This window comes from Paraburkholderia sp. GW821-FHT02A12, from assembly GCF_059422005.1.
This window is the reverse complement of the sequence record NZ_JBWKWA010000002.1, coordinates 1,365,133-1,390,018: the sequence shown is the minus strand read 5'-3', so window position 1 is coordinate 1,390,018 and position 24,886 is coordinate 1,365,133. Positions and strand designations below refer to the sequence as shown.

24 protein-coding genes and 2 pseudogenes are annotated in these 24,886 nt (G+C 62.0%); 14 read left to right on the top strand and 12 right to left on the bottom strand.

All coding sequences use genetic code 11. The features are described 5' to 3' along the window. Positions 1 to 92: 92 nt before the first annotated feature. From AC07WT_RS27625 to AC07WT_RS27585, 9 genes and pseudogenes are all read left to right on the top strand, one after another. Positions 93 to 2,099, top strand: a complete 2,007-nt coding sequence (locus AC07WT_RS27625) for a bifunctional DedA family/phosphatase PAP2 family protein (RefSeq protein WP_494949393.1) — start codon at positions 93 to 95, stop codon at positions 2,097 to 2,099. 256 nt (positions 2,100 to 2,355) lie between these two features. After that, positions 2,356 to 2,958, top strand: a complete 603-nt coding sequence (locus tag AC07WT_RS27620) for a phosphatase PAP2 family protein (protein WP_494949392.1) — start codon at positions 2,356 to 2,358, stop codon at positions 2,956 to 2,958. 12 nt (positions 2,959 to 2,970) lie between these two features. Next, a pseudogene (locus AC07WT_RS27615) lies at positions 2,971 to 3,149 on the top strand (porin); the annotation flags it as partial. 83 nt (positions 3,150 to 3,232) lie between these two features. Further along, the gene (locus tag AC07WT_RS27610) at positions 3,233 to 3,469 is read left to right on the top strand and encodes a hypothetical protein (protein WP_494949391.1); all 237 of its coding nucleotides are present in this window, start codon (positions 3,233 to 3,235) and stop codon (positions 3,467 to 3,469) included. Between the two features lie 401 nt (positions 3,470 to 3,870). Continuing rightward, positions 3,871 to 5,376, top strand: coding sequence for an efflux transporter outer membrane subunit (locus tag AC07WT_RS27605; protein WP_494949390.1), 1,506 nt, complete (start codon positions 3,871 to 3,873; stop codon positions 5,374 to 5,376). Between the two features lie 121 nt (positions 5,377 to 5,497). Further along, positions 5,498 to 6,649 (top strand): efflux RND transporter periplasmic adaptor subunit, encoded by a 1,152-nt coding sequence (locus AC07WT_RS27600; protein ID WP_494949389.1) that lies wholly within the window; start codon positions 5,498 to 5,500, stop codon positions 6,647 to 6,649. Between the two features lie 12 nt (positions 6,650 to 6,661). After that, positions 6,662 to 9,715: an efflux RND transporter permease subunit gene (locus AC07WT_RS27595; protein WP_494949388.1), complete on the top strand. Its 3,054-nt coding sequence runs from the start codon at positions 6,662 to 6,664 to the stop codon at positions 9,713 to 9,715. Positions 9,716 to 9,928: 213 nt separating this feature from the next. Further along, complete coding sequence (locus tag AC07WT_RS27590; protein ID WP_494949387.1) at positions 9,929 to 10,231, top strand: ArsR/SmtB family transcription factor; 303 nt, start codon at positions 9,929 to 9,931, stop codon at positions 10,229 to 10,231. 85 nt (positions 10,232 to 10,316) lie between these two features. Then, a complete protein-coding gene (locus AC07WT_RS27585) occupies positions 10,317 to 11,378 on the top strand; it encodes an alkene reductase (protein WP_494949386.1) in 1,062 nt (353 codons plus the stop codon). Positions 11,379 to 11,575: 197 nt separating this feature from the next. On the opposite strand, the gene AC07WT_RS27580 is transcribed toward AC07WT_RS27585, so the two are convergent. Continuing rightward, positions 11,576 to 12,103, bottom strand: a complete 528-nt coding sequence (locus tag AC07WT_RS27580) for a GNAT family N-acetyltransferase (RefSeq protein ID WP_494949385.1) — start codon at positions 12,101 to 12,103, stop codon at positions 11,576 to 11,578. Positions 12,104 to 12,261: 158 nt separating this feature from the next. Between AC07WT_RS27580 and AC07WT_RS27575 the strand changes: the two genes are divergently transcribed. Then, on the top strand, positions 12,262 to 12,930 hold the full coding sequence (locus AC07WT_RS27575; RefSeq protein ID WP_494949384.1) for a VTT domain-containing protein: 669 nt from the start codon (positions 12,262 to 12,264) through the stop codon (positions 12,928 to 12,930). Here AC07WT_RS27575 and AC07WT_RS27570 read toward each other — a convergent pair. The 5 genes and pseudogenes from AC07WT_RS27570 to AC07WT_RS27550 form a co-directional block, all read right to left on the bottom strand. Beyond that, positions 12,884 to 13,096: pseudogene (locus AC07WT_RS27570) on the bottom strand (hypothetical protein); the annotation flags it as partial. The gene AC07WT_RS27575 and the pseudogene AC07WT_RS27570 overlap by 47 nt on opposite strands. Before the next feature lie 349 nt (positions 13,097 to 13,445). Next, the gene (locus AC07WT_RS27565; RefSeq protein ID WP_494949383.1) at positions 13,446 to 14,435 is read right to left on the bottom strand and encodes an alpha/beta fold hydrolase; all 990 of its coding nucleotides are present in this window, start codon (positions 14,433 to 14,435) and stop codon (positions 13,446 to 13,448) included. A 20-nt stretch (positions 14,436 to 14,455) separates the two neighbouring features. Further along, entirely contained in the window at positions 14,456 to 15,082 is a 627-nt protein-coding gene (locus AC07WT_RS27560) for an isochorismatase family protein (protein WP_494949382.1), read from the bottom strand. Between the two features lie 223 nt (positions 15,083 to 15,305). Next, positions 15,306 to 16,091: an alpha/beta fold hydrolase gene (locus AC07WT_RS27555; protein WP_494949381.1), complete on the bottom strand. Its 786-nt coding sequence runs from the start codon at positions 16,089 to 16,091 to the stop codon at positions 15,306 to 15,308. A gap of 81 nt (positions 16,092 to 16,172) precedes the next feature. Further along, positions 16,173 to 16,904: an alpha/beta fold hydrolase gene (locus AC07WT_RS27550; RefSeq protein WP_494949380.1), complete on the bottom strand. Its 732-nt coding sequence runs from the start codon at positions 16,902 to 16,904 to the stop codon at positions 16,173 to 16,175. Positions 16,905 to 17,068: 164 nt separating this feature from the next. On the opposite strand from AC07WT_RS27550, the gene AC07WT_RS27545 reads away from it, so the two are divergent. Further along, positions 17,069 to 18,628 (top strand): winged helix-turn-helix domain-containing tetratricopeptide repeat protein, encoded by a 1,560-nt coding sequence (locus AC07WT_RS27545; protein WP_494949379.1) that lies wholly within the window; start codon positions 17,069 to 17,071, stop codon positions 18,626 to 18,628. 522 nt (positions 18,629 to 19,150) lie between these two features. On the opposite strand, the gene AC07WT_RS27540 is transcribed toward AC07WT_RS27545, so the two are convergent. From AC07WT_RS27540 to AC07WT_RS27520, 5 genes are all read right to left on the bottom strand, one after another. Then, positions 19,151 to 19,621, bottom strand: coding sequence for a GNAT family N-acetyltransferase (locus tag AC07WT_RS27540; protein WP_492593190.1), 471 nt, complete (start codon positions 19,619 to 19,621; stop codon positions 19,151 to 19,153). A gap of 51 nt (positions 19,622 to 19,672) precedes the next feature. Beyond that, complete coding sequence (locus tag AC07WT_RS27535) at positions 19,673 to 19,954, bottom strand: hypothetical protein (protein ID WP_492593191.1); 282 nt, start codon at positions 19,952 to 19,954, stop codon at positions 19,673 to 19,675. Positions 19,955 to 20,105: 151 nt separating this feature from the next. Continuing rightward, a complete protein-coding gene (locus AC07WT_RS27530) occupies positions 20,106 to 20,333 on the bottom strand; it encodes a hypothetical protein (RefSeq protein WP_494949378.1) in 228 nt (75 codons plus the stop codon). Positions 20,334 to 20,375: 42 nt separating this feature from the next. Further along, positions 20,376 to 20,594, bottom strand: coding sequence for a hypothetical protein (locus AC07WT_RS27525; RefSeq protein ID WP_494949377.1), 219 nt, complete (start codon positions 20,592 to 20,594; stop codon positions 20,376 to 20,378). 275 nt (positions 20,595 to 20,869) lie between these two features. Beyond that, the gene (locus tag AC07WT_RS27520; protein ID WP_492593194.1) at positions 20,870 to 21,070 is read right to left on the bottom strand and encodes a hypothetical protein; all 201 of its coding nucleotides are present in this window, start codon (positions 21,068 to 21,070) and stop codon (positions 20,870 to 20,872) included. 35 nt (positions 21,071 to 21,105) lie between these two features. On the opposite strand from AC07WT_RS27520, the gene AC07WT_RS27515 reads away from it, so the two are divergent. Further along, complete coding sequence (locus AC07WT_RS27515) at positions 21,106 to 21,336, top strand: hypothetical protein (protein WP_494949376.1); 231 nt, start codon at positions 21,106 to 21,108, stop codon at positions 21,334 to 21,336. Positions 21,337 to 21,374: 38 nt separating this feature from the next. Here the strand turns inward: AC07WT_RS27515 and AC07WT_RS27510 are convergent, their stop codons facing one another. Then, positions 21,375 to 21,626, bottom strand: coding sequence for a hypothetical protein (locus AC07WT_RS27510; RefSeq protein WP_494949375.1), 252 nt, complete (start codon positions 21,624 to 21,626; stop codon positions 21,375 to 21,377). A gap of 288 nt (positions 21,627 to 21,914) precedes the next feature. Between AC07WT_RS27510 and AC07WT_RS27505 the strand changes: the two genes are divergently transcribed. Together AC07WT_RS27505 and AC07WT_RS27500 are read left to right on the top strand one after the other, a co-directional pair. Further along, positions 21,915 to 22,790 carry a hypothetical protein gene (locus tag AC07WT_RS27505; RefSeq protein WP_494951056.1) on the top strand — a complete coding sequence of 292 codons (876 nt, stop codon included), beginning with the start codon at positions 21,915 to 21,917 and terminating at the stop codon, positions 22,788 to 22,790. Positions 22,791 to 22,919: 129 nt separating this feature from the next. Further along, the gene (locus AC07WT_RS27500) at positions 22,920 to 24,881 is read left to right on the top strand and encodes an alpha-galactosidase (RefSeq protein ID WP_494949374.1); all 1,962 of its coding nucleotides are present in this window, start codon (positions 22,920 to 22,922) and stop codon (positions 24,879 to 24,881) included. The last annotated feature ends 5 nt before the right edge of the window (positions 24,882 to 24,886 follow it).

The window sequence follows — 24,886 nt, the reverse complement described above, 5'->3', positions numbered from 1 at the left end:
CTGACACGAGCCGATAGCGCCATCCGGTCGTGCGCGCATTCGATCGTGCGCGTTATTATCAACCGTTACGTCAGAACGGTTCATAGCACACGATGGAGCACGCGTACGTCCACCTGTTGCATCTGCTGGCCGGTCACCCGGAGTGGACGCTCACGGTCGTTTTCCTCGCGGCCTTCCTTGAAGCCATTGCCGTCATCGGCACCTTCATCCCTGGCAGCACTGCCATGTTCCTGGCCGGCGCACTGGCCGGCACCGGATCGCTGAGCCTCGGCTGGGTGTTCGTCTGGGCGATAGCCGGCGCGGTCGCCGGAGACGGCATCAGCTACTGGATCGGCAGCCGCTACAAGGACAGGATCGTCCAGGTATGGCCTTTCTGTAAGCATCCGCAGGTGCTCGATGCAGGACGCCGCTTCTTCGAAAAACATGGCGCGAAGAGCGTGGTGTTCGCCCGTTTCGTCGGACCGTTGCGGGCGATCGTGCCGGTGGTGGCGGGCATGCTCGGCATGACGCCGGTGCGGTTCTACGCGATGAACGGCCTCTCGGCCCTGCTCTGGGCGCCCGCCCATATCCTGCCGGGCGTGGTGTTCGGCGCATCGGTGCTGCTGGCGGGCGCAGTGTCGTTCCGCCTCGTCGTCATCATCGCGCTGCTGGTGAGTATCGTCTGGCTGAGCTTTCGAGCCGCGCGCTTTCTGTTCTCGCACGCCAATGCGTGGTCGAGCGCGGCCGGCCGCCAACTGGCGAACTGGGCCAGCCGGCACCCAGGCCGAATCGGCCGGCTCGCACAAAGAATGCTGGATCCCGAGCAGCCGGATGCCGGCAGCATTGTGGCGGCCTCGTTCATCGTGCTGGTTTCCGGCGCCCTCTTCTTCGGCATTGTCGAAGACGTCATCAGCGGCGATCCGCTGGTGCGCATCGATCTATCCGTCTATCACTTCCTGCAATCGGTCCGCACGCCCTGGGGCGATACCGTCCTCGCGGGTCTCGCCACGCTGGGCAGCGTCGTCACGCTGGCCGCACTCGTCGTCGCGGTTACGCTTTGGATGGTGTGGGAACGGCGCTGGCGCACCATCGGCTACTGGCTGGCCGCGGTGGTGTTTTCCCAGTTGCTGATCTTCGCTTTGCAGTTCGCGATGCACCGTGCTCCGCCGGATTCGCTCGTCTCCAATGCCTACGTGTTTCCAAGCAATCACGTCGCCGCTACGGTGATCGTCTATGGCTTTCTGGCATTCCTGCTTGCGCGAAGGGTCGGCATGCTGGAGGGTTTGGCCGTCGCAACCGCAAGTGCCGTCGTCGTCGTGGTCGTCGCGCTCGCGGGACTTTACTTCGGCAGGTTCTGGGTGACGGACGCGCTTGGCGGCGCCGCGTTGGCGTACGCCTGGGTGGCGATCGTTGCGTTGACAGCCATCTGGCGGCACCCGGAAGCGCCGCCGTCACGCAGGTTCATGCCGGTCGTGATTCTGCTGGTCCTGCTCGCGACCGTGGGTGTGCAGCTTGGCGTCAATCCTCCTGCCGCGTCGCCGGACAGTACGCGGCCTCCGCCGCCCATACTCGTCACGCAATCGCAGTGGACCGTTTCTCTCTGGAAGCGCCTGCCATGCTATCGCTCGGATATGGGAGGCGATCGCAAGGAGCCGCTCACGCTGCAATGGGTGTCGAACCTCGATACGATAAGAGGACGACTTCGAGCTCAGGGATGGGTCGAAGGAACGGACCTTTCGGCGCGCAGCCTGCTTTCTCTCGCCTCGCCCAACGTCGCCGCCGTGTCGCTTCCGGTATTGCCGAAGCTGAACAACGGCGTGCCCTCGTCGCTGGTCTTCACGCGTCCTGGCGGCACGCGCGACGAACGCGACGTACTGCGCTTCTGGCCAAGCGGCTACGCGGTGGCAAACGGCGCGGCGTCCACTCCGCTCTGGGTCGGAGCTTTGGCACACGAACGCCTGTTCCGTCCGTCCTGGCCAATCAATATCCTGCGTGCCGACAAGGATGCGACCTCACTCGATACGCGCGACGCCTGGAGCACAGGCTTCGGAGCCGATGTCGTGGCAAGAGTGAGTTGTCACGGCGTGCCGGTATCGCTATTGGCGTCGCCTGAGGAATGAGCGGACTCGGATTTCGTGGTCAGCCAGGGCAGTGTCTATGGACGCATCGACCTGAAGATGTGAGAGCCAATTCTCGATCGTGGCGGCCTAAGCATTTCATAAGGTTCGTTTGCTAGGATCGCTCTGCGAGAGTGTGGCGTGTTGCGGTTAGCGGCACGGCCCCCGCTGCCGTGCCGTAGTGTCGCCGGGCCCTTGCTGGTGTGCGCGCCGGCACGCGGTCCATCATTCACAACACGTCCCTCGACAAACTCACTGCATGAATACACTCGAAGCGCTCAATCAGGCGCTCTTTCTGATGATCAACGCCACGACGTCGACGCCGGCGTGGCAAATCGAGGTAGCGCGGTTGATCGCCGACTACGTCATCTATCTCGTCCCGCTGGTGCTGGTAGTCATCTGGCTATCCGGCGACGAGCATCAGCGCGGCACGGCAATCCGCGCATGTTGCGTCACCCTGCTTGCGCTCGGCGTCAATCAGCTCATCGGCCTTGTCTGGCAACACCCCCGCCCGGACGTGATCGGGCTTGGCCATACGTTCTTGCAGCATGCCTCAGACTCGTCGTTCCCAAGCGACCACGGCACCGTATTCGCAAGCATCGCCCTGACCTTGTGGTTGGGCGGCATGCGACGGTACGGCATGCTCACGCTGCTATCCGGCGTTGCAGTCGCGTGGGCGCGCGTGTTTGTCGGTGTCCATTTCCCGTTCGACATGGTGGGCGCCGTCGCCATCGCATGCCTCGCGTTCCTGCTTGTCACGCCGCTTTGGCGGCTTGGCGGATCCATGATGACGCGCGGGTTGATCGTGTTGTACCGCACGCTGCTCGCGTGGCCGATCAAGCGCGGCTGGCTATCTTCGTGAACCGCGTTGGTGAACGGCACGAACTTCGCCAACAACCGCCAGTACAGCTTCGGCGCCCAATATGCACTGGCGACCTGCTGGTCGCCGCAGCCTACTTGCAGGCGAACAATCCCGGCGTGGGTTCGAATGGTGCAATCACCGCGAACGACGCGAGCGTCATCGCCCGACGCATGCGGGTGTTCGGCGGCGGCAGAGGCTGTGTACGGTCCCCATTAACCTTCCGCGTGCGATTAACTAAAATGAATTCATGGCCGTGTCCTGATCGGGAGGCGCCATGAGTGAATTTGCCAGCGTCGTCATGAAGTTCCTGGGATCGGCGGCGGTCCATGTCCAGTCATATGGATCTGTTGACGATTTCCTCGCCATCCTCTGTGGGCTGACTGGTCTCGCCTTTCTGGTCGTCGTTCTGCTCGTGCAGGACGGAGTGGAAAACGCCCGGAAATGGAAATCTGGATGGCTGACCGACCAGCATCATTCGCATTTTGCCTGGCCGGGTCATCGCAAGCATTGACGCCGCAGCGGCGCGCTGACAACCCGCGCAGCGCACCGCAGCAATCGCATGTGTCAATCATGCTGTCGAGACGACGCGGGTTCAACGGCGGGTCCGACGCCTGCCGCGTAAAAACGTAGCCGTCAGAGCCTGATCTGATGTATCAGGCTGGCAACCACGAGGCTTGCCCGGTCCAGGCGGTTTCACCTCCATTTCCGCAGACACTCGATATCGCCGGTCCACCGGACCGCGACTACATGATCTCGTGCGCGAGCGCAGCATCCGGCGCGTGCTAGGCTACGCGCAGATACCGGCCGGCGCGATGAACCCGGCGCCAGGAAAAACATCGAAAGTTCACGTTGCCTGAATATCCGCGTCCGCTCCTTCGTTTAGGCTAAACGCAGGCGACATAAGGTGGATCGATGATCGACGTTAACCAGCGTTTTGTCTGGCGGCGGCGCCTGTGCACCGCGCTTTGCGGCTGCGCCGCATTGGCCGGCTGCATGGTCGGTCCGGACTATCGCACGCCGCCAGCGCCCTCTACCGACACCTACACCGCTACCCCTTTGCCCGAGCAGACGGCCTCCGCGCCGGGGGCCGCCGGCTTGCCGCAGCGCTTTGTCCCGGGACAGGACATTCCCGCCGCCTGGTGGGCGCTCTTTCATTGCGAGCCACTCGACACGCTGATCCGCGAGGCTTTCTCCAACAGCCCGAACGTCGCCGCGGCGCGGGCCGCATTGCGGCAGGCCCGCGAAAATTTCTCGGCGCAAGCCGGCGGCACGCTTCTGCCGAGCGTCGATGCGAAACTGGGCGCCACGCGCGAAAAATTGAACGGGATCACGTTCGGCCGTCCCGAACTCACCGAGGAATTCAATCTCTACAACGCGTCGGTGAACGTGTCGTACAAGCTCGACGTAGTCGGCGGAACGCGGCGCGAACTCGAAGCGCTGCACGCGCAAGTCGACTACCAGAGTTACCAGCTGCAAGCCGCCTATCTCGCGATGTCGGCCAACATGGTGACGGCGGCGGTCAAGGAAGCGTCGCTGCGCGCCCAGATCGAAGCCACCGAGCGCATCGCCGCCGAGGAGGATGAGCAGCTCGGGGTGCTCAGCAAGCAGTTCGATCTGGGCGGCGTCGGCCGCACGGCGGTGCTCGCGCAGCAGACGCTGCTCGCGCAAACCCGCGCAACGCTGCCGCCCCTGCAGCAACAGCTCGACCAGGTGCGCCACCAGCTTGCCGTACTCGCCGGCAAACTGCCCAGTGACGCCACGCTGCCCGAATTCAGGCTCGACATGTTTTCGTTGCCCGCGACGCTGCCGGTGAGCCTGCCGTCGGCACTGGTAAGGCAGCGGCCCGACATCCTCGCCGCCGACGCCGTGCTGCATCAGGCCAGCGCGCAAATCGGCGTGGTGACGGCCGCGATGTACCCGCAGATCACGCTGTCCGCCAGCTACGGCGCCGAGGCGCTGACACCCGCGCAGGTATTCAAGGCCGGCAGCACGATCTGGAGCTTCGGCGCCAGCCTGCTGCAACCGCTCTTCCACGGCGGCCAGCTGAGTGCGCAGAAGCGCGCGGCCGAAGCGGCATACGAGCAGGCCGACGCGCAATACCGCGAAACGGTGCTGCTCGCGTTCCAGAACGTGGCGGACTCGCTGCGCGCGCTCGATCACGACGCCACCGGCCTGAAAGCGCAGACCGACGCGTGGCGCGCCGCCAGCGACTCGCTCGATCTCACGCGCGGACAGTATCGGATCGGCGGCGTGAGCTACCTGTCGCTCCTCGACGCTCAACGCCAGTACCAGCAAACGGTCGTGAGCCTCGCGCAGGCGCAGGCGTCGCGCTACGCCGATACCGCGGCGCTGTTTCAGGCGCTCGGCGGCGGCTGGTGGAACGCCTCCGCCGCACCTGCCTCACCCGCAACGCAGTGACACGACCTGACAGGACACGCGCCGCGCAGCGCTCTGTCACACACGCGTTTTGCAACACGCTCTTTCAGGAACATAAACATAAGGTTTGGCGCTTCGCCCGATGCCGAAGAAGGACATGACGATGACTGAAAAACCACGGATGGCCAGGCGGATGACGATCATGCTGATCTGTGTCGGCCTGCTGCTGGCGGCGCTCGTCGGCTTCAACCAGTTCAGGACGTACATGTTCGCCAAGCTCATGGCAGGCAATGCCGCGCCGCCCGCCACCGTCTCGGCGGTCATCGCCCGCTATCAGTCGTGGCAACCGCAGCTTGCCGCGGTCGGCAGCCTGCGCGCCGTGCGCGGCGTCGACGTGACCACCGAAGTCGCCGGCCTCGTGCGCGAGGTCACGTTCAGCTCGGGGCAGGAAGCGAAGGCCGGACAAGTCCTTGTCCGGCTCAACGACGACGCCGACGTGGCGTTGCTCCATTCCCTGCAGGCAGCGGCAGAACTCGCGCAGACCGTCTACCACCGCGATCAGGCGCAGTACGACATCAAGGCCATCGCCAAGGCGCAACTCGACGCGGATGCCGCCGACCTGAAGGGCAAGAAGGCGCAAGTCGCGGGACAGGCCGCACTGGTCGAAAAGAAGACGATTCGCGCGCCGTTTGCGGGACGCCTCGGCATCACCACGGTCAATCCGGGGCAGTACATCAATCCAGGCGATGCGATCGTGACGCTGCAAGCCATCGACCCGATCTACGCCGACTTCTACCTGCCGCAGCAGCAACTCGGTCAGCTCGCGATCGGCCAGACCGTGGTGGTCGACACCAGCGCTTTCAACGGGCAAAAGTTCACCGGCAAGGTCCAGTCGCTCAGCCCGAAAATCGATAGCGCGACGCGCAACGTGCAGATCGAAGCGAGCGTGGACAACCACGAGCGCAAGCTGCTGCCGGGCATGTATGCGAACGTGAAGATCGACGCCGGCGTTGCGCAGCGCTACCTGACCCTGCCGCAAACGGCCATCACCTACAACCCGTATGGCGCTACCGTGTTCATCGTCAAGCCGGGCACGCAAGCGAACGCGCAGGGCAAGACGCTGCCCGTCGCGCAGCAGGTGTTCGTCACCCCGGGGCCGACGCGCGGCGATCAGGTGGCGATCCTGAAGGGCGTCGCCGAAGGCACCCAGGTCGTGACGAGCGGGCAACTCAAGCTCAAGAACGGCATGCCGCTCGTCATCGACAATCGCGTGCAGCCTGCGGATAATCCCAACCCGACACCTCAGGAACAATAGAGAGGCCGCGCGATGAAATTCACCGATCTCTTCATCCAGCGGCCTGTGCTCGCTTCCGTGGTCAGCCTGCTGATCCTCGTGCTCGGGCTGCGCTCGCTCGCCGCCCTGAAGGTCAGCCAGTATCCGCGGACCGAAAACGCGGTCGTGACCATCAGCACCGCCTACTACGGCGCGAACGCCGATACGGTCGCCGGCTTTATCACGCAGCCGCTCGAGGCGGCGATCGCCCAGGCGCAAGGCATCGACTATCTGTCCTCGACGAGCAGCACCGGCGTGTCGACCATTACCGCGACGCTACGCCTGAACTACGACGCGAACCGCGCACTGACTGAAATCAACACGCAGATCCAGTCGGTGCGCAACCAGTTGCCGCCGCAAGCGCAGCAGCCCGTGCTGACGGTACAGGTCGGGCAAACCACCGACGCGATGTACATGGGTTTTTACAGCGACGTGCTGCCGAGCAACAACGTGACGGACTACCTGCTGCGCGTGGTCAAGCCCAAGCTCGATTCGATCGAAGGCGTACAGACGGCCGAGATCCTGGGCGGCCGGCAGTTCGCGTTGCGCGCGTGGCTCGATTCGACGCGCCTGGCCGCGCACGGCGTGACGGCGGCCGACGTCTATACGGCACTCGGCAGAAACAACTATCTCGCGACGCTCGGCACGACCAAGGGGCAAATGGTCAGCGTCGACCTGAACGCGGGCACCGACCTGCACTCCGTCAGCGACTTCAGGCAACTCGTCGTCAAGCAGAAGAACGGCGCGATCGTGCGCCTCGAGGACGTCGCGAACGTCGTGCTCGGCGCCGACAGCTACGACTTCAACGTCGCCTTCAGCGGCAAGCGTTCGGTATTCATCGGTATCAAGGTCGCGCCAGATGCGAACATACTCGACGTGGCCAAGCGCGTGCGCGCCGTCTTTCCGTCGCTGCAGGCGCAGTTCCCGGTCGGCATGACCGGGGAGATCGTTTATGACGCAACCGATTTCGTCAACACGGCGATCGCCGAAGTCATCAAGACCCTGGTCGAGGCGCTCCTCATCGTCACCGCGGTCATCTTCCTGTTTCTCGGCAGTTTCCGCGCCGTCATCGTGCCGCTGATCGCGATGCCGTTGTCGCTGATCGGCACGTTCTTCGTGATGCAGCTGCTCGGCTATTCGATCAACCTGCTGACGCTGCTCGCGCTCGTGCTCGCAATCGGACTCGTCGTCGACGACGCGATCATCGTCGTCGAAAACGTCGATCGCCACATGAAGGAGGAAGGCAAGGCGCCCTTCGAAGCCGCGCTGATCGCCGCGCGCGAACTCGGCGGACCGATCCTCGCGATGACCGTCGTGCTGGTCGCCGTGTATCTGCCGATCGGTTTCCAGGGCGGCCTGACGGGCGCCCTCTTCACTGAGTTCGCGTTCTCGCTCGCGGGTGCGGTGACGGTGTCCGGCGTGATCGCGCTGACGTTGTCGCCGATGATGTGCTCGCGCTTCTTCCGCGCGGACCAGGAGTCCGGGCGCTTCGCGCGCTTCGTCTACCGCCAGTTCGAACGCGTGCACCGCGGCTACAGCCGGCTGCTGCATGCGACGCTCGACACCTGGCCGGTATTCACCGTGATGGGCGCACTGCTGCTCGGCGGCGCGGTCTACCTCTTCATGACGTCGAAATCGGAGCTGGCGCCGCAGGAAGATCAGGGGATCGTACTGTCGCAGGTCCAGGGGCCGCCGAACGCGACGATCCAGCAGATGCAGATGTATGCGGACCAGGTGTTCGATATCTCCAGACAGCTTCCCGAATATGCGCAGATGTTCCAGCTCACCGGCGCGCCGACCCTCAACCAGGGAATCGGCGGCGTGCTGTTCAAGACATGGGACAAGCGCAGCAAGGGCGCGACCGTCTTGCAGCAGGAATTGCAGCAGAAATGGAATCAGATTGCCGGCGCACGCGTCGCGGCGTTCCAGTTTCCGCCGCTGCCCGGCTCGCGAGGGCTGCCGGTGCAGTTCGTCATCAGCACGACCGAGCCTTTCGAGAATCTCAACGAGGTATCGCAGGCAGTCCTGCAAAAAGCTCGCGCGAGCGGGATGTTCTTCTTCGTCGACAGCGATCTCAAGCTCGACAAGCCGGAGGCCACGCTCGTCGTCGACCGCGACAAGGTGGCCTCGCTCGGGCTCTCGCAGAGCGACGTCGGGCAAGCGCTCGGCTCGGCGCTCGGAGGGGGTTACGTCAACTACTTTTCGATTGCCGGACGCTCGTACAAGGTCATTCCGCAGGTGTTGCAGACCGACCGCCTGAATCCGTCGCAGGTGCTCGATTATTACCTGCGCACGCCGGACGGCACTGTTATCCCGGCTTCGACGATCGCCCATATCGAACACAACGTCGTGCCGGAGTCGATCAACCACTTCCAGCAACTCAACTCAGCGACGATCTCTGGCGTGATCGTGCCCGGCGTATCGCAGGGCGAGGTGCTCGATTTCCTGCGCAAGGCGACCGCACAGGTCGCGCCGGCGGGGTATTCGGCGGATTACTCGGGCCAGTCGCGGCAGTTCGTGCAGGAATCCGGCGGCTTCGTCATCACGCTGATGTTCGCGACGATCATCGTGCTGCTCGCGCTCGCCGCGCAGTTCGAAAGTTTCCGTGACCCGATCGTGATCCTGATTTCGGTACCGATGGCGCTCTTCGGCGCGCTGATCTTCATCAACGTCGGCTTGACGACGCTCAACATCTATACGCAGGTCGGGCTCGTCACGCTGATGGGGCTCGTCAGCAAGCACGGGATTCTGATCGTGCAGTTCGCCAACGAATTGCAGCGCGCCGGCCGATCGAAGCGCGAAGCGCTGGAGGAAGCAGCGGGCGTGCGGCTGCGCCCGATTCTGATGACGACGGCCGCGATGGTGCTCGGCGTGGTGCCGCTCGTGATCGCATCGGGGGCAGGCGCCGCGGGCCGCAATGCGATGGGGCTCGTCATCTTCACGGGGCTGTCGATCGGCACCCTCTTTACCTTGTTCGTGGTGCCGGCCATGTATATGTTCCTCGCCGCGGATCACCATCACGAAACCAGGGCGCCAACAGCGGGTTAGCGCGCGTGGCGGCAGACGCCGCGTCCGGGCAGCCGGGCCTCGCCCGGCAGCGATGAAAAAACTGACAGGCATATCAAGCCTATCGCCCCCATAGACTGTAATGGCTTCATGCATATCGTCACATTCCGATATATGATTCGCCTTGTAGCGATGCAGATGCGTGAGCCGACCGGCGCCACATCTGTTTGTTGTTCATGATTTGAAGCCCCCCAGATGACGCTCGACATCGACGCGATTCATAAAGCGCTTGCCAACCCCGTGCGCCGGGAGATTCTCGGCTGGCTAAGAGAGCCGTACGCGCATTTCGCCGACCAGGAACTGCCGCTCGATCACGGCGTGTGCGCCGGCAAGATCGACGCGCGCTGCGGCCTGTCGCAGTCGACCGTGTCGGCGCACCTCGCCGCGTTGCAGCGCGCGGGTCTCGTCACGTCGAAGCGAGTCGGTCAATGGGTGTTTTTCAAACGCAACGAGCCCGTCATTCAGGCGTTTCTCGAGCACATGAACGCCGAGCTCTGAGCGGTCCATCCGCGTCGCCGCGCTTCTTTCATCACGCTGTTTTTTAAGGCCCGGGCCTTGCGCCCGCCAGGAAAGGTGAACTCTTATGCCGACTCTTTTTGACCCGCTCCAGATTGGCGACATCACGTTGCCGAACCGCATCATCATGGCGCCGCTCACGCGTCAACGCGCTGGCGAAGTCCGCGTGCCGAACGAGCTGATGGCGAAGTACTACGCCGAACGCGCCACGGCCGGGCTGATCATCAGCGAAGCCACGTCGGTGACGCCGCAAGGCGTGGGCTATGCCGAAACGCCGGGCATCTGGTCGCAGGAACAGGTCGAAGGCTGGAAAATCGTCACGAATGCCGTGCACGCCGCCAGCGGCAAGATTTTCCTGCAACTGTGGCACGTCGGCCGTATTTCGGACCCGCTGTTCCTGAACGGCGAGCTGCCGGTCGCGCCGAGCGCGATTCCCGCTCAAGGTCACGTGAGCCACGTGCGTCCGGAGCGCGCTTATGTGACGCCGCGGGCGCTGGAACTCGATGAAATCGCCGGCGTGGTCGACGCGTTCCGCAAGGGCGCTGAAAATGCGAAACAGGCCGGTTTCGACGGCGTCGAAATCCACGGCGCGAACGGTTATCTGCTCGACCAGTTCCTGCAGGACAGCACCAACAAGCGCACCGACGCCTACGGCGGCCCGATCGAAAATCGCGCCCGCCTGCTGCTCGAAATCACCGACGCGTGTATCGACGTATGGGGCGCCAACCGTGTCGGCGTGCACCTCGCACCGCGCCGCGACGCGCATACGATGGGCGATTCCGATCCGGCCGGCACCTTCGGCTACGTGGCTCGTGAACTCGGCAAGCGCAAGATCGCGTTCATCGCCGCACGCGAAGCGCTCGGCGAAGACCGCCTCGGCCCGCAACTGAAGAACGCGTTCGGCGGCCCGTACATCGCCAACGAAAAGTTCACCCGGGAAACCGCGCAGCAAGTGCTCGACGCGGGTGAAGCGGACGCGGTGGCGTGGGGTCAACTGTTCATCGCGAATCCGGATCTGGTGCGCCGCTTCGCAACGAATGCGCCGTTGAACAAGCCGAATCCGGCAACGTACTATGCGCGCGGCGAGACCGGCTACATCGATTATCCGACGCTGGAAACGGTGGAGTAAGGAGTGAAGTAAGCAGTGAAATAAGCGGTAAAGTAAGCTGCGGAGCCAGCGCAGGCATATGTTGCTGCATTAAAACGGCTGGTTAGCAGAAGTAAGCTGCAAAAAGCGCGCGGCGGGTGTAACCGGAGTGAAATCCGGTGACGCCCGCCGCGTTTTTCATGCTCTACCCGATGCAAACTCCGCGCGCACCGCCAGCTTCATGCAAGATCGCGTCGCATGAACACGCGTTTCGATTCGTCGAGGCCGCGGGCAATGTGCGCGTCGCGCCGCGCGATCAACGCCGCGTCGAGTTCAGCTTCTTCGATATCGCGAAAGCCGAGCCGCCGATAATACGGCGCGTTCCACGGCACCTCGCGAAACGTCGACAACGTGAGTTGCATCACCAGTTGCGCGCGCGCGAGTTGCGCAACCTGCCCGATCAGCGCCGCACCGATGCGCTGCCCGGCATACGCCGTGAGGACATCGAGTTCCTGGACGTAGAACCTTGTTGGCTGCGGCTCGAACATCACGAACCCAACACATGTCTGGTCGGCTGCCACGGCGACGACGATCTGCTGCGCGGCGATCTTGCGGTTGACGAGGGCCAGCTCCATCGGCGGCGCATCGGCGATACCGGCCAAGCCGACGCTGGCGAAGCGCTGACCGGCCTCGTATTCGATGCTCCGGATGGACTCGGCATCGTGTGGCGCGGCAAAACGGAAGGTGACGGCGCGAGCTTGTTGCATGGGCATTTCGTGAGCGATTCGTGAGCTTTCGTGGGCGTTCGAGGGCGTTTTTCTGGAACGACGGGCCTCGATATTGACATCATCGCGGTGAAATAAACAGGTGCATGCGGCGCCGCGGGACTACACTCCTGAACACCTGAATTCCCGTTCGACTCAAGATGGATCTGATGCATCTGCTGCAGGTCGCCCTGCACTTCGACCAGCACCTGAGCAGCCTGATCGTGCAATACGGCACCGCCGTCTACGCGATGCTGTTTCTCGTCGTGTTCGTCGAGATCGGTTTCCTGCCGCTGTTCTTCTTGCCGGGCGATCCGCTGATTTTCATTTGCGGCGGTCTCGCCGCCACCGGCGCGCTGAATGTCTGGATCGTGATTCCGGTGTTGTTTGCCGCGACTGTGGCCGGCAGCATCGTCGATTACGGGTTCGGCCGCGCGATCGGCGAAAAAGTCTATACCGCCGACTATCGCTGGCTCGACAAGCATGCGCTACATAAAGCGCACGCCTTCTACGAAGCACGCGGCGGCCTGACTTTCCTGCTGTCGCCGTTCATTGCGGTGGTGCGCACGTTCGCGCCGTTCGTCGCCGGTGTCTCGCGCATGACGTTCGCGCGTTTCGTGTCGTTCGTCACGGCCGGCGCGGCGCTGTGGATCGTGTCGCTGGTGGCGGCAGGATACCTGTTCGGCAACGTGCCGCTGGTGCGCGACCATATGAGTTCGATCGTGCTGCTGGGCGTGGGACTCGGTGTCGGATCGTTGCTGGTGAGCGCAGTGTGGCGTTTCGTCAATCGCCGGTTGCGCGCCGACTTGAAGTCACGGAGATCTCCATGACGCTTTCCGCTTTGTTCGTCTTCGTGATTGCGGCAAAAGACCATAGGTCAGGTTCACCCGGTATCGGCGTACGTGACCAAAGGCAGGCGACCAGCATTTGTTGTGGCGGCGTCGGGTCGAATTGCAAAACCACGTTCTTCCCGTTTCGATCAACGTTCGCGTAGAAACGATTGACGACCATGATGCGGTGGTTGTGGCCGAACAAGAGACGCTCAACTTGCTCGATAGCGGACGCTGGCCAACGATTAACTAGTCGTCGCCCGCGAGCTGAAATGACCCTTCCATAACGCTAACGCATTTGCCGCCGACACGGACCCTTGCATGCCCACCATGCGTGTCGACTTTCGCGAACAGGATGCTCGGGCGCCCCATGTCCACGCCTTGGGCGACGCACAACGACAGTTCCGCCAAACCCCGGACCTGAGCAATGAACGCGGCAGTTGCTACGTAAAGCGGCGACATCTTCTCAGAAAGCGGACGGCAGACCCGACGACCTTGGGCCTACCGCCGACGGATCAGCTCTGAATGAACGCAAGCAGATCGTTGTTTATCAGGTCCGGATGCGTTGTGCACATGCCGTGCGACAGCCCCTTGTAGACCTTCAGCGTGCCTCTGCGGACGAGCTTCTCGCTCAGCAGGGCCGAATCCGCGATGGGGACGATCTGGTCGTCGTCGCCGTGCATGATCAGCACGGGCACGTCGATCTTCTTCAGATCTTCGGTGAAGTCCGTTTCGGAGAAGGCCTTGATGCAGTCATACTGCGCCTTGACGCCGCCCATCATGCCCTGGCGCCACCAGTTGTCCTTGACGCCTTCGGAAACCTTGGCGCCGTCGCGGTTGTAACCGTAGAACGGAATCGGGACTTCCCGATAGAACTGCGCACGGTCCGTTGCGACCCGTGCGCGGAAGCCGTCGAAACCCTCTAGCGGGAGCCCTCCGGGATTGGCTGGAGTCTTCAGCATGATGGGAGGCACGGCGCCAATGAGCACGGCCTTCGCTACGCGGCCAGCCCCATGCCTTGCAACATAGCGTGCCACTTCACCGCCACCGGTCGAATGGCCGATATGCACGGCGTTTTTCAAATCGAGGTGCGAGGCGAGCGCGGCCACATCAGCAGCGTAGGTATCCATCTCATTGCCCGTCGCCGTCTGGGCGGAGCGGCCGTGACCGCGGCGATCATGGGCGATGACCCGATAACCCTTCGCCAGAAAAAATAGCATCTGGGCATCCCAGTCGTCCGAACTCAGCGGCCAACCATGATGGAACACAATGGGCTGACCGGTTCCCCAGTCCTTGTAGAAGATCTCGGTGCCGTCCTTGGTGGTGATGGTGCTCATCTTTTGCCTTCCTTTAACGTGTGCAGCGGGGGTACCGCCAGATTGAGCGGCGTGACTGGCAGCGGCGGATACCGAAAGTGTGCCGGCAGCGGCCATGGCGGCGCCTGCCTTCAGCATGTTTCGGCGTGCCGCCGACTGGATGGCCTCCTCTTGTTCTTGTTTAGACATGGCTGACTCCTTTCGAGAACTTAGTTATGGGAAAAGTATTGCTTCAGACCGTAGACCAAACCGGCAAAGGGGATACCCAATGCGGCATAGACGGCTTCCGCCTCCGGTGCGGCGTTATCAGCAAGTATCTCGACGGCGACGTTCGAGTAGCCGACCGGAACGACCCCCGCCTGCTGCATGCGAAGCACGCCCATGTTGACTTGCGTTTGGCTGAACCCGCCCGATGCGTCGATAACTGCATAACTCGAGTAGCCGTCCGCGATGGCCGAAATGGCCGGCAACGCGAGGCATACGTCGGTGGAAATACCGGTGACGATCAGCTTTTTGCGGCCCGTGGCTTTCACCGCCTCTACCACACGGCGATCGTCCCAGGCGTTCACGGTAGTGCGCTCGATACGCTGGACTCCAGGAAGCGCTTCGGTCAACTCCGGAATCATCGGGCCCCACATTTTTTCCGTCGTCGTCGTGACGATCACCGGCACTTTGAGCGCAAGGGCTGCCTTGGCGAGCCCGACAACGTTGTGCTTGAGTTGAAGTGTGTCGATGTCGCGTACACCGCTGTACAGTCCGACCTGATGATCGACGAGCAGCAAAACGGTATTTTCACGGGTCAGGCGTTCAAGGAACCGAGAAGAATTCGAGTTCATGGCTTTGTCTCCCTTCGATGAGTTGCTTGTGGCTGGTGCAGATGTGGCACCGACGGCACTCACTACTAACACGCTCGCTGCGACGATGGCATTGGACTGATTCAGAAATTTGCGTCAATCCATCGATGCCCCGACTATCCGCGCCGCCCTCTGATCGACGCACCGGACTTGAATGCTATTTCTGATCGATGTGTCGAATGCAATATGTCGTGACGCGCCGTGCTTAGTTTTTCGACGTGGCGGCCTTCTCGATGAGAGCCGCAACGGCAGCTGGCTTCGACTCATACACGGCATGGCTGCCCGGCGTTTCAACTACCGTGGCGCCGGCGCGCCTGGACATCGCGCGCTGAGCGTCCGGCGGAATCATCTTGTCGTCCTTGGTGACCAGGTACCAGCTCGGCTTCGCACGCCAGGCAGCCGAGGTGACTTCACCAGCCAGAGCGGCCACTCCCCATGGCACTTGGGCGTTCGCCAGGAAGGCGGCACGTTCGGCTTTCACGTCGCCAGCGAAGGCCGCAGCGAACTTCGTCTTGTCCAGCATCAGGAAGCCGTTGATCGGCGGCAGGATGGGGGGCACCGGAGCGCCAGCAGGAGGATTGGCGATAAGTTTTTGAACGGATTCGCCCTTGTCCGGGGCGAACGCCGCGATGTAGACCAGGCGCGAGACTTTGGGGTCGTTGCCAGCCTCCGTGATCACCGCCCCTCCGTACGAATGACCCACCAGGACCACCGGACCATCTTGCGCGTCCACCACGGCTTTCGTCGTAGCCACGTCGGTGGCGAGCGACGTCGTGGGGTTTTGGACGATGCTGACATTGAAGCCCTTGGCCTTCAGGAGCTTGTATACCGCTTCCCAGCCACCACCGTCAACAAAGCCGCCGTGGACCAGCACCACGTTGTTGACACGCTCGGCGGCGGCAGGGCTCGGCGCCATGACGCCGATGGTCAGCGAAGCAAAACCCAGCATGCCAAGAATGGTGCGCCAGGAGGAGAAGGAATTGGGTCGCATCTGATACCTCATCTATCAAGTGGATGGAAGTGTGTGCTCCTCAGGCGTTACTGCTGTCCGAGGTCAATCGCACAGCGGAACTTAGTTCCCGGAAGCCGTGACCGCTTCGGCGGCCGCCTCGATCAGTTCGGCCACACCGCCGGGCTGAGACACGTAAATCGCATGGCTTCCCTCGAGCTCGACGGCGGTGGAACCCGCACGCGCTGCCATGGCGCGCTGAGCGTCGGGCGGGATCATTCGGTCGTGTTTGGCGACCAGATACCAGCTCGGCTTCGTCTTCCAGGCTGGAACGGTGGCCGCGCCATTCAGTGCGTCCGGGCCCCACGGGATCTGGGAGTCGGCCATGAAGGCCGCCTTGGCAGGGTCGAGATCCGCCGCGAAGGCCTCCGCGAATTTCGCCTTGTCCAGCAGGAGAAACCCGTCCGGCTGCGGCAGGATCGGAGGAACAGGCGCGCCTGGTGCGGGATTGGCGGTCAGCGTCGCGACGGACTCGCCAGCGTCCGGTGCGAACGCCGTGATATAGACCAGCCCCGCCACCTTGGCGTGGTTGCCAGCCTCCGTGATGACCACCCCGCCATAGGAATGGCCGACCAGGATGACCGACTTCTCCTGCGCGTCGATGGCGGCATGGGTTGCCGCCACGTCGCCGGCAAGCGATTGGGTGGCATTCTGAACCACATGGACGTCATAGCCGTCCCTCTTCAGGATCTTGTAGACGCCTTCCCAGCCGGAGCCATCCACGAAGCCGCCATGCACGAGCACGATGGCCGTCTGGCTCGCGACTGACGGCGCGGGCGATGATAGGATTGTCATTTCGTCTGCCTCTCCTTTTTGTACGGCGGCCGTTTTTCTGCGGCTACCAGAATGGACCCAAGGGCCCCGGTGTGGAGCAGTATCGCGACAGCAAGCGCTGGCGTATTGAAGGGCTGCCGAATAGTGTCCGAATAATTCCCAAAACCGTTGCAGCACGGAGTCATATGCAGGAACAGCGTTTCACCTTCGGTCCGTTCTTACTTAATCTCGACAACGGGACGCTGCAGCGGAAGGGGGAGCGCGTGGTGGTCGGGCGCCGGGGCATCTTGCTGCTAGCCGCTCTGCTCAAGCGGCAGGGCGAGATTCTCACCAAAGCGGAGCTGATGGACGCGGCCTGGCCTGGGATCGTCGTCGAGGAGAGCAATCTTTCGGTCCAGATCGCTCTGCTGCGAAAGGCCGTTGGCCTGGCGCCCGATGGCGAGGCGTGGATCACCACCATTCCGCGCATTGGATATTGTTTTAAGGGCTCTATTACGACGTCTGAAGGAGCTGTCGACCAGCCTTCACCAATGCCGTCGCTGGCGATCCTCCCGTTCGCCAATCTCAGCAACGATACCGATCAGGACTTCTTCGCCGATGGGCTGGCGGACGAGATCATCACGACATTATCGAAGATCCCGGGCCTGATCGTGATCGCCCGAAGCTCCAGCTTTGCCTACAAGGGCGTGCCCACGGAGGTGCGACGCATCGCAAGCGAGCTCGGCGCCCGCTACATCGTCGATGGGAGCATTCGGAAAAGCGGCGACCGCATCCGCGTGGTCGCACAATTGAGTGATGGGGTAAGCGGTAGCCATCTGTGGGCCGAACGATACGACCGGGAACTCCATGACATGTTCGCGGTGCAGGACGAGATCGCTCGCAAGATCGTTGCTGAGCTAAGTGCTGCGTTGAACCCAGTCGAGGTCGCCCTATGGCCCGGCATTGCATCCGGCGGAACGATGCATATGGAAGCCTACCAGTGCTTCCTTCGAGGCCGAGCGATTCAGCGGGGCGCGACGCAGAATGTTGCCGTCTTTGAGCGAACGAGCGACCTGTTCCGGCAGGCGATCGCTCTCGATCCCGGCTATCCGGCCCCCTATGCCGCGCTGGGCATGGCCCTCGCCCATGCCTACTACAACCGCTGGACCGACGACCCCGAACGCTCGCTTGCCGAAGCCGAAGCGCTAGTCGACAAAGCGATCGAGCGCGATCCGGGCGAGCCGTTTGCGCACGGCGTGGCCGCATTGGTCGCGATGTACCGGCATGACTTTAGGCGCTGGGCTTTCGAAGTCGACGAAGCACTCTCGCTCAACCCGAACTTCGCCCCAGCGCTGTCTCTCCGGGCAACGCTGAACATCTATTCGGGGTACCCTCGGGCGGCGATCCGCGATCTGGAGCGGGCCATGCGGCTCGATCCCTACTTCACCCAGGGCTATCTGCACCATCTCGGCGTGGCCCATATCGTTGCTGGCGACTACGAAACGGCCGTAGCGATCCTGCGGGAGCGCATCCTCCTTGTCCCCGAGACAGACATGAGCCGGGCTTATCTCGCTTCGGCACTCGGAAACCTTGGTTATCTCGACGAGGCGCGTGCCGTCTGGGGCGAGCTCATCGCCATCAACCCGGCCTACTCGTTCACTGACCGCATCGCTCGTATGCCATTCAGGAAACCGGAGGATCTGGCCCGCATCGCGAAGGGCCTGGACAGAGCGGGATTGCTTACATCCTCCAAGACTCTTCCCTGAGTACGGTCTATGCCGCGGTCGCGCGACGATAGGCAATCGGGGAACAAGTTCGTAGATCGCTTGGCCGTCACCTAGGAGTCGGAGACCCCAACATCGCTCGCTTTCGGATATAGACGATGTTTAGGTCGACCATCAGGTCGACTATCCTTCGCCGAGAGCAGCGACCTATCTAGCCAACTTCACTGCCTGGCGTAAGGGCGGGAACGTGGCGATTATCACACCATCGCCGAAAGGCGCCTTCGCACAGAATGTGGTGAATAAACCGTAAAATCCGACGTCTCCCAATGGTCTCCCAATGTCCGGAGACGACGAGCACGGCGGCCGTGAATAGGCAATGACTGGGTGACAGCGATTAGGGCGCGTGGACATCAGCATCGAGGCTAGATGCACTGTGTGGCCCTTGATCGCAAGAGCTTTCCGTTTGCCGGTTGCGATACCCGAGCGGCCGGTAATTGATGCGATGCCGTCAGCCGAAAGTGGCCGAACCCGGAAGTTCGCGATAGGAACGCGGTGCCTGGAAGACTACGCATGCCGCTCCTTATGGGCCGGTGATGACGAAGGAGCAAGCACCAAAGTGGAGACCTTGCCGTCGTTTTCGATTTCGACAAAACCGATTCGGCTGTACCAGTCATAAGCAGCCCGGTTGCATACGAAGACATTCAAGTACAGCGGTTTCTGTAAGTAACTGGACAACGACATCACCTTGGCAATCGCTGCACTGCCAATCGACTTGTTTTGCATCTCCGGCACGATACAAAGCATCCGCAGCCATACGAGATCCGGTTCGACGTCCCAGTGCACAAATCCGCATCGGTTGCCTTCCCATGTAACTATTTGACAAGAGCCTTGGCGAAGGCTTTTGGCAAACCCCGCCTGTTGCAAGTCGTCGTCCCAGCCATACGCTGAGGTAACGAAACCTTTCATCGTTCGCCGGTACGTGTCAAATAGCCATTCCGAGTCTTCGGGTACGGCCTGCCGAAAATCTGGATTCATCACAACCGCCAATTCAGCGGCGCAATGGTGCGCCCTGTTCGATGGATGCCGCTAGAGTCCGTTCGTAGTGAGCCCACTGGGATGCGTGCCGTCGATGATCGACCGACCTTCCCCAAACCCCGCCTGTTCCGCCGCATCTGTGGTCAGGAAATCTGGCACCGGATGCGAGAAGTCTACCTTCTGCGCCGCATATCGAATGTCGGCTCCCGGGCGCGCCACGTAGCCAACATAGCCAAACGGGATATTCGGAGGATGAGGCGAATACTCGGGAATTGGCAAGACGCGGATCGTGAAACCATGGTACTCGTCAAAGACCTCTTTTCCTTCGGGCATGCTCGTCTCCTGCGTGGTTTTAGACAATCACAACGCCGCGCGCGGCTATGCACGGGATGCCAATCCGCGGGTGTGGGTGGTTGAGTTCCGGAGAGCCTGCTAATGACCAGCCTTCTTGAAATCGCTCATCGTCAACAGGATTGGATTCGTGTCACTCGATCCGACCTTCGCCTCCGCGACGGCCAAAAATCTCGAACTGCGCATCTTCAAACGCTGCGAGCAAGTCTTCCCGTCCATCACCGGCCGCATCGCAGTATTCCTTCAACGCTTCAGCGCTTATCTCGAAGACTGGCTGGTGATCGTCGAAAATTACCCGAAAGGCGACTGTCGAACGCGCTGTCTCGCTCGGTCTGAAGCCTTCATCGACGTGCGTAGCCATAATGATTTCCGTTCTCAGTGCCGAAAAATCGTAGGGCGCTCCTTAAACGCCGTGTTCGTCGCACCACTGGATCGCCCAGAGCCGCGCCGCCTCGAACGCGTCAGCATCGGACGGGTAGTCCCCGAGGTCACCCGAGTACTTCACCTCGACGACCTCGCCACCCGCAGCGGAGCGCCGGTAAATCTTTGCCCGACCGTAGTAGCGACCACCTTCATCAAGCGGCGACGCATCGATGTGGAACTCCTTGTAGTCGAATTGCATGACCACCTCCAGAAGAGCGCTCTATTCGTCGTCGCGTTGAACAAGTTGCAAGTTCCCGCTCGCGTCCCGGCCGAGACTCACGAGCTTGTTCCTGTAGTCACAGGCTGGGCAGAGGAAAAAGAATCCTTGATCATCGACTTCCGGCGCGACCTGATCGAAGTCGTACCGCGCATCGCAGTTTCGGCAGGTCCACATGTCGGCCCCCGGCAGTTTCCTGAAGGAATCCTAGCATGACCGCCAGCACGCAGTGCATCCGGAGACACACCGTGAAACGACTACATCGCATCGATGCGGCGTTCCGCGTCGAAACGAGCCTCTTCGATCGCCTCCTCCGGAGTTCGCGCAGGCGACTCCGGGTTTTTCCAGTAGATGGGCGGCTTGGTCAACGTGTATGCCCAGTCCCACCTGCCGTCCTTTTGTTCGGTCACATAGACGCTGTAGTTGACTTCCTTGTACGAGAAATTGTGGCTGGCCATGAAGGTCTCTCTCGGGGTATACGAGGAATCCTGGCATGAGCGAAACCCAATCCCTCGGCGACGCGCTGCCAGACGAAATCAAGCGCGTGACCGAGATACTCGGCCACTACGCCGAACTCGGTCCCGTCGGCACCTTTGGCGCAATGACGATCCGCGCCGACCTTGACGCGGCAACGCGTGCGATCGCAAGCGGCGACGTTGTTGCCATGCTGCGCGCCTTTGAGACACTATCAAGGCCTCCAGCACGGCGCCTCGCTTGCGTTTGACATCGCAAAGCCGACAGACGCGAAAGAACCGGAAACGATCAACCGCCTTCGTGAATCATGTCGACGCGCCGCTTGCCTTCGACATACCCAGCCTCGCGGGCTTCTTCTTCACTGTGAAACGTGGCGACAAGTTCATCGAAGCGAATGCTCTGCCCAGCCATGTGGGCATCGGCACCGTGGCGACAGATGTACGCCGAGTAATGCCACAAGGTGGCTGGAGCCGGCGGACCGTATGCAAGGATCGGCAGGACCCAGACTTCGTACCCGTTGTGTTCGATCTTGTCCCACATGGCAGTCTCCATCGAAAACTTGAAGGAATCGTAGCATGAGCGAGAACAGCAATATCGAATGGGCGGATCACACGTCGCGGGCCGCGAAGGTACGCTCACGCACTGGGGCGCGTGGCTATATCTGATTCGGTGTGGATGCCAGGATGCCCCATAAAACACGAATACTGCAATGATCGACGGGGTATGCTGCACGGTAGGTGCCAACAACCTGAGGCGGGAGGCCGGAGCACGTTAATGGTCGCGCTTGCTAAAAGCATAGGCAGCAACAGGCCACGCAAATTGAGACTGATGCTAGCCATCCTGGTCATGTGCTGCCTGTGCCATGGCCTGCTCGCGTTGGGGGCGGACGATGCTTCGACCTTGCGTGACAAATACCAGAGCCTGGCGCAACAGCTCAAACATAACCAGTTCCAGCGTCCGCTGTATCTTGAATCGGCAGAGTCACCGTCGGCGCTCAAGGGCGACATTTACGCCGTGGTGGACTACCCATTCGCTACAGTCAGCGGCGCGCTCAATGACCCCGCGCACGGCCCTGCCAACTGGTGCGATGTGCTGATACTGCACCTTAATACCAAGTATTGCCATGCCTCGACCAGCAGCAACGGCGACATGGTGAGCGTGAATATAGGCAGAAAAGTCGAACAGAAACTCGCGGACACCTACCGCGTGCAATTCCATTACCGCGCAGCAGCCACGAGCCCAGGATACTTCCAGGTGGACCTCAACGCCGACAGCGGTCCGCTGAGCACAAAGGATTACCGTATCGTGCTCGAAGCGGTAGGCATAAGTGGCAACCGGACCTTTCTGCACCTGACCTACTCGTACAGCTACGGCATGGCGGGGCGCATCGCCATGAAAACCTATCTGGCGACCATTGGCAGCGACAAGGTCGGTTTTACCGCCGCCGGTGGCCCGTCCTCCGAACAGACTGAATACATAGGTGGAGTTCGCGGTCTGGTGGAACGCAATACGATGCGCTACTACCTGGCGATAGACGCCTATCTTGGCGCGCTGTCCAGCGCGCCTGACAAGCGTCTGGAGCAACGCCTCACTAACTGGTTCGATGCAACTGAACAGTATCCGCGTCAACTGCATGAGGTGAGTCGGCAAGAATATATCCAGATGAAATACAAGGAATACGAGCGCCAGCAGACGGAACAATAGGCAGGTGGCACACCAGGCCGGCACGGCACCATGCCGACAGTCTGCTTCTCGAACCGAACCCGGCCCCATAACGAACTTCGGTAGTTGTACTCTATGGATCAGGCACCCGCCTCATCCTGGGCTTCTTCCATGAACGCCAAAGAAAATGTGTCCAAGCATCCGGGCATGCCCGCGTTCCAGACGAACGGTGACTGGCATTCTTTCGGTAACGCGGCGATCGCCTTGAACTGGACCGTCAGGCACCAGCATCTGACCGATTTCGCCCTGACCGACCGCGTACACCTACGCACTCTGCCGGTCACCGCGCCGTTTGCGCTATCGCTGGCCGACGGTCGCACACTGGGCATTGCCGACCTGAAGCTGCTTGCGCCGCTGCGCGAAGAAATGCTGACGGCAAATCCCAAGGCGTCTCGACTGGCCGAACGGATCGCGGGCAGACGCGTGCGTGCCATCCTCGGTGACGAACAGGATCGCCTGCGGGTGGAGTGGAGCGTGGAGCAACGCGAAAGCTCGCAGTACTTGCGCTTGCAAGTGGCGATTACCGCGCTCAGCAAGGACGAGCACATTGCCACCGTTTTGCTGCTGGAGACGCAGGCGTCCGGTGCGCAAACCGGCGGCGAGTTCAAGGGAACACCCGTGCTCGCGGGCAACGTCTACCTCGGTTTCGAGCTTCCGTTGTCGGAAAGCCAGGTACGCGGCGACACCGTCAGGTTCATCCTGTCGCGGGCCTTGCCGCTGGAAAAGGGCAAGACTAGTGTCTTCTCGGCGGTGGCGGGGGTGGCTCGCGACGGCCAGCTACGCCGCGATTTCGCGGCCTATCTCGAACGCGAACGAGCCCATCCGTACCGCCCGTTCCTGCACTACAACTGCTGGTACGACATCGGTTACCTCACGCCGTATACGCAGCAGCAAGCGCTCGAACGCATCGACGACATCGGCCGCGAGTTGCACGACAAGCGCGGCGTACAACTCGACTCCTTCCTGTTCGATGACGGTTGGGACGACTACAGCGGCAGCTGGGATTTCGGCAGGGATTTTCCGCATGGATTCGTGCCGCTGCGCGACGCCGCCGCCCGGTACGGCGCGGCGCCAGGCGTGTGGTTATCGCCGTGGGGCGGCTATGGCTCGACGCAGCAGGAACGCGTGACGCGGGGCCACGCCGCCGGATACGAGATTATCGATGGCTGCTTCGCGCTGTCCGGGCCGAAATACTATCGACGCTTCCACGAGGCCGTGATGGAACTGCTCACGCAGCACGGCATCAATCACTTCAAGTTCGATGGCGCCGGCAATGTCGACAAGGTGGTCCCGGGCAGCCGCTTCAGCAGCGACTGGGACGCGGCGATCCAGCTGATCGAGGACATCCGCGCGGCCAGGCCCGATACCTTCATCAACCTCACCGTCGGCACGTATCCGTCGCCGTTCTGGCTGCGCCACGCCGACTCGATCTGGCGCGGCGGCAAGGATGACGACCTGGACGGCGTAGGCAGCAACCGCGAATGCTGGATTACCTATCGCGACGCACAGACCTACCGCAACGTCGTTGTCAGGAGTCCGCTGTTTCCGCTCAACTCGCTGATGCTCCACGGCATCATCTACGCGCAGTGCAACGATCGGTTGAACACCGCTCAAGGCCAGGACTTCGCAAATGAAGTGCATTCGTACTTCGGCAGCGGCGCGCAACTGCAGGAGTTGTACATCACGCCGTCGCTGCTCAGCGACGGCGACTGGGACGTTCTCGCCGAGTCTGCCAGGTGGGCCCGGGCGAACGCCGACGTGCTGCGCGACAGCCACTGGATTGGCGGTGCGCCGGACGGGCTCGAGGTGTACGGCTGGGCTGCATGGTCGCCGGTCAAGGCGATCATCACGCTGCGCAATCCCGACAGCCGGGCGAAGAGCTTCGAGCTCGATTTGCGGCGCCAATTGGAGTTGCCGGCTGGCGCGGCGGGACGATTCCAGACGCGCAGCATATGGCATGGCCATGCCTCGCATGTTCCGCCGGCGCTGGACGCGGACCAGCCGCACACTATCTCACTCGCGCCTTTCGAAGTGCTCACTTTGGAGCTGGTACCAGCCGGCGGCGAAGGGTAATCGAA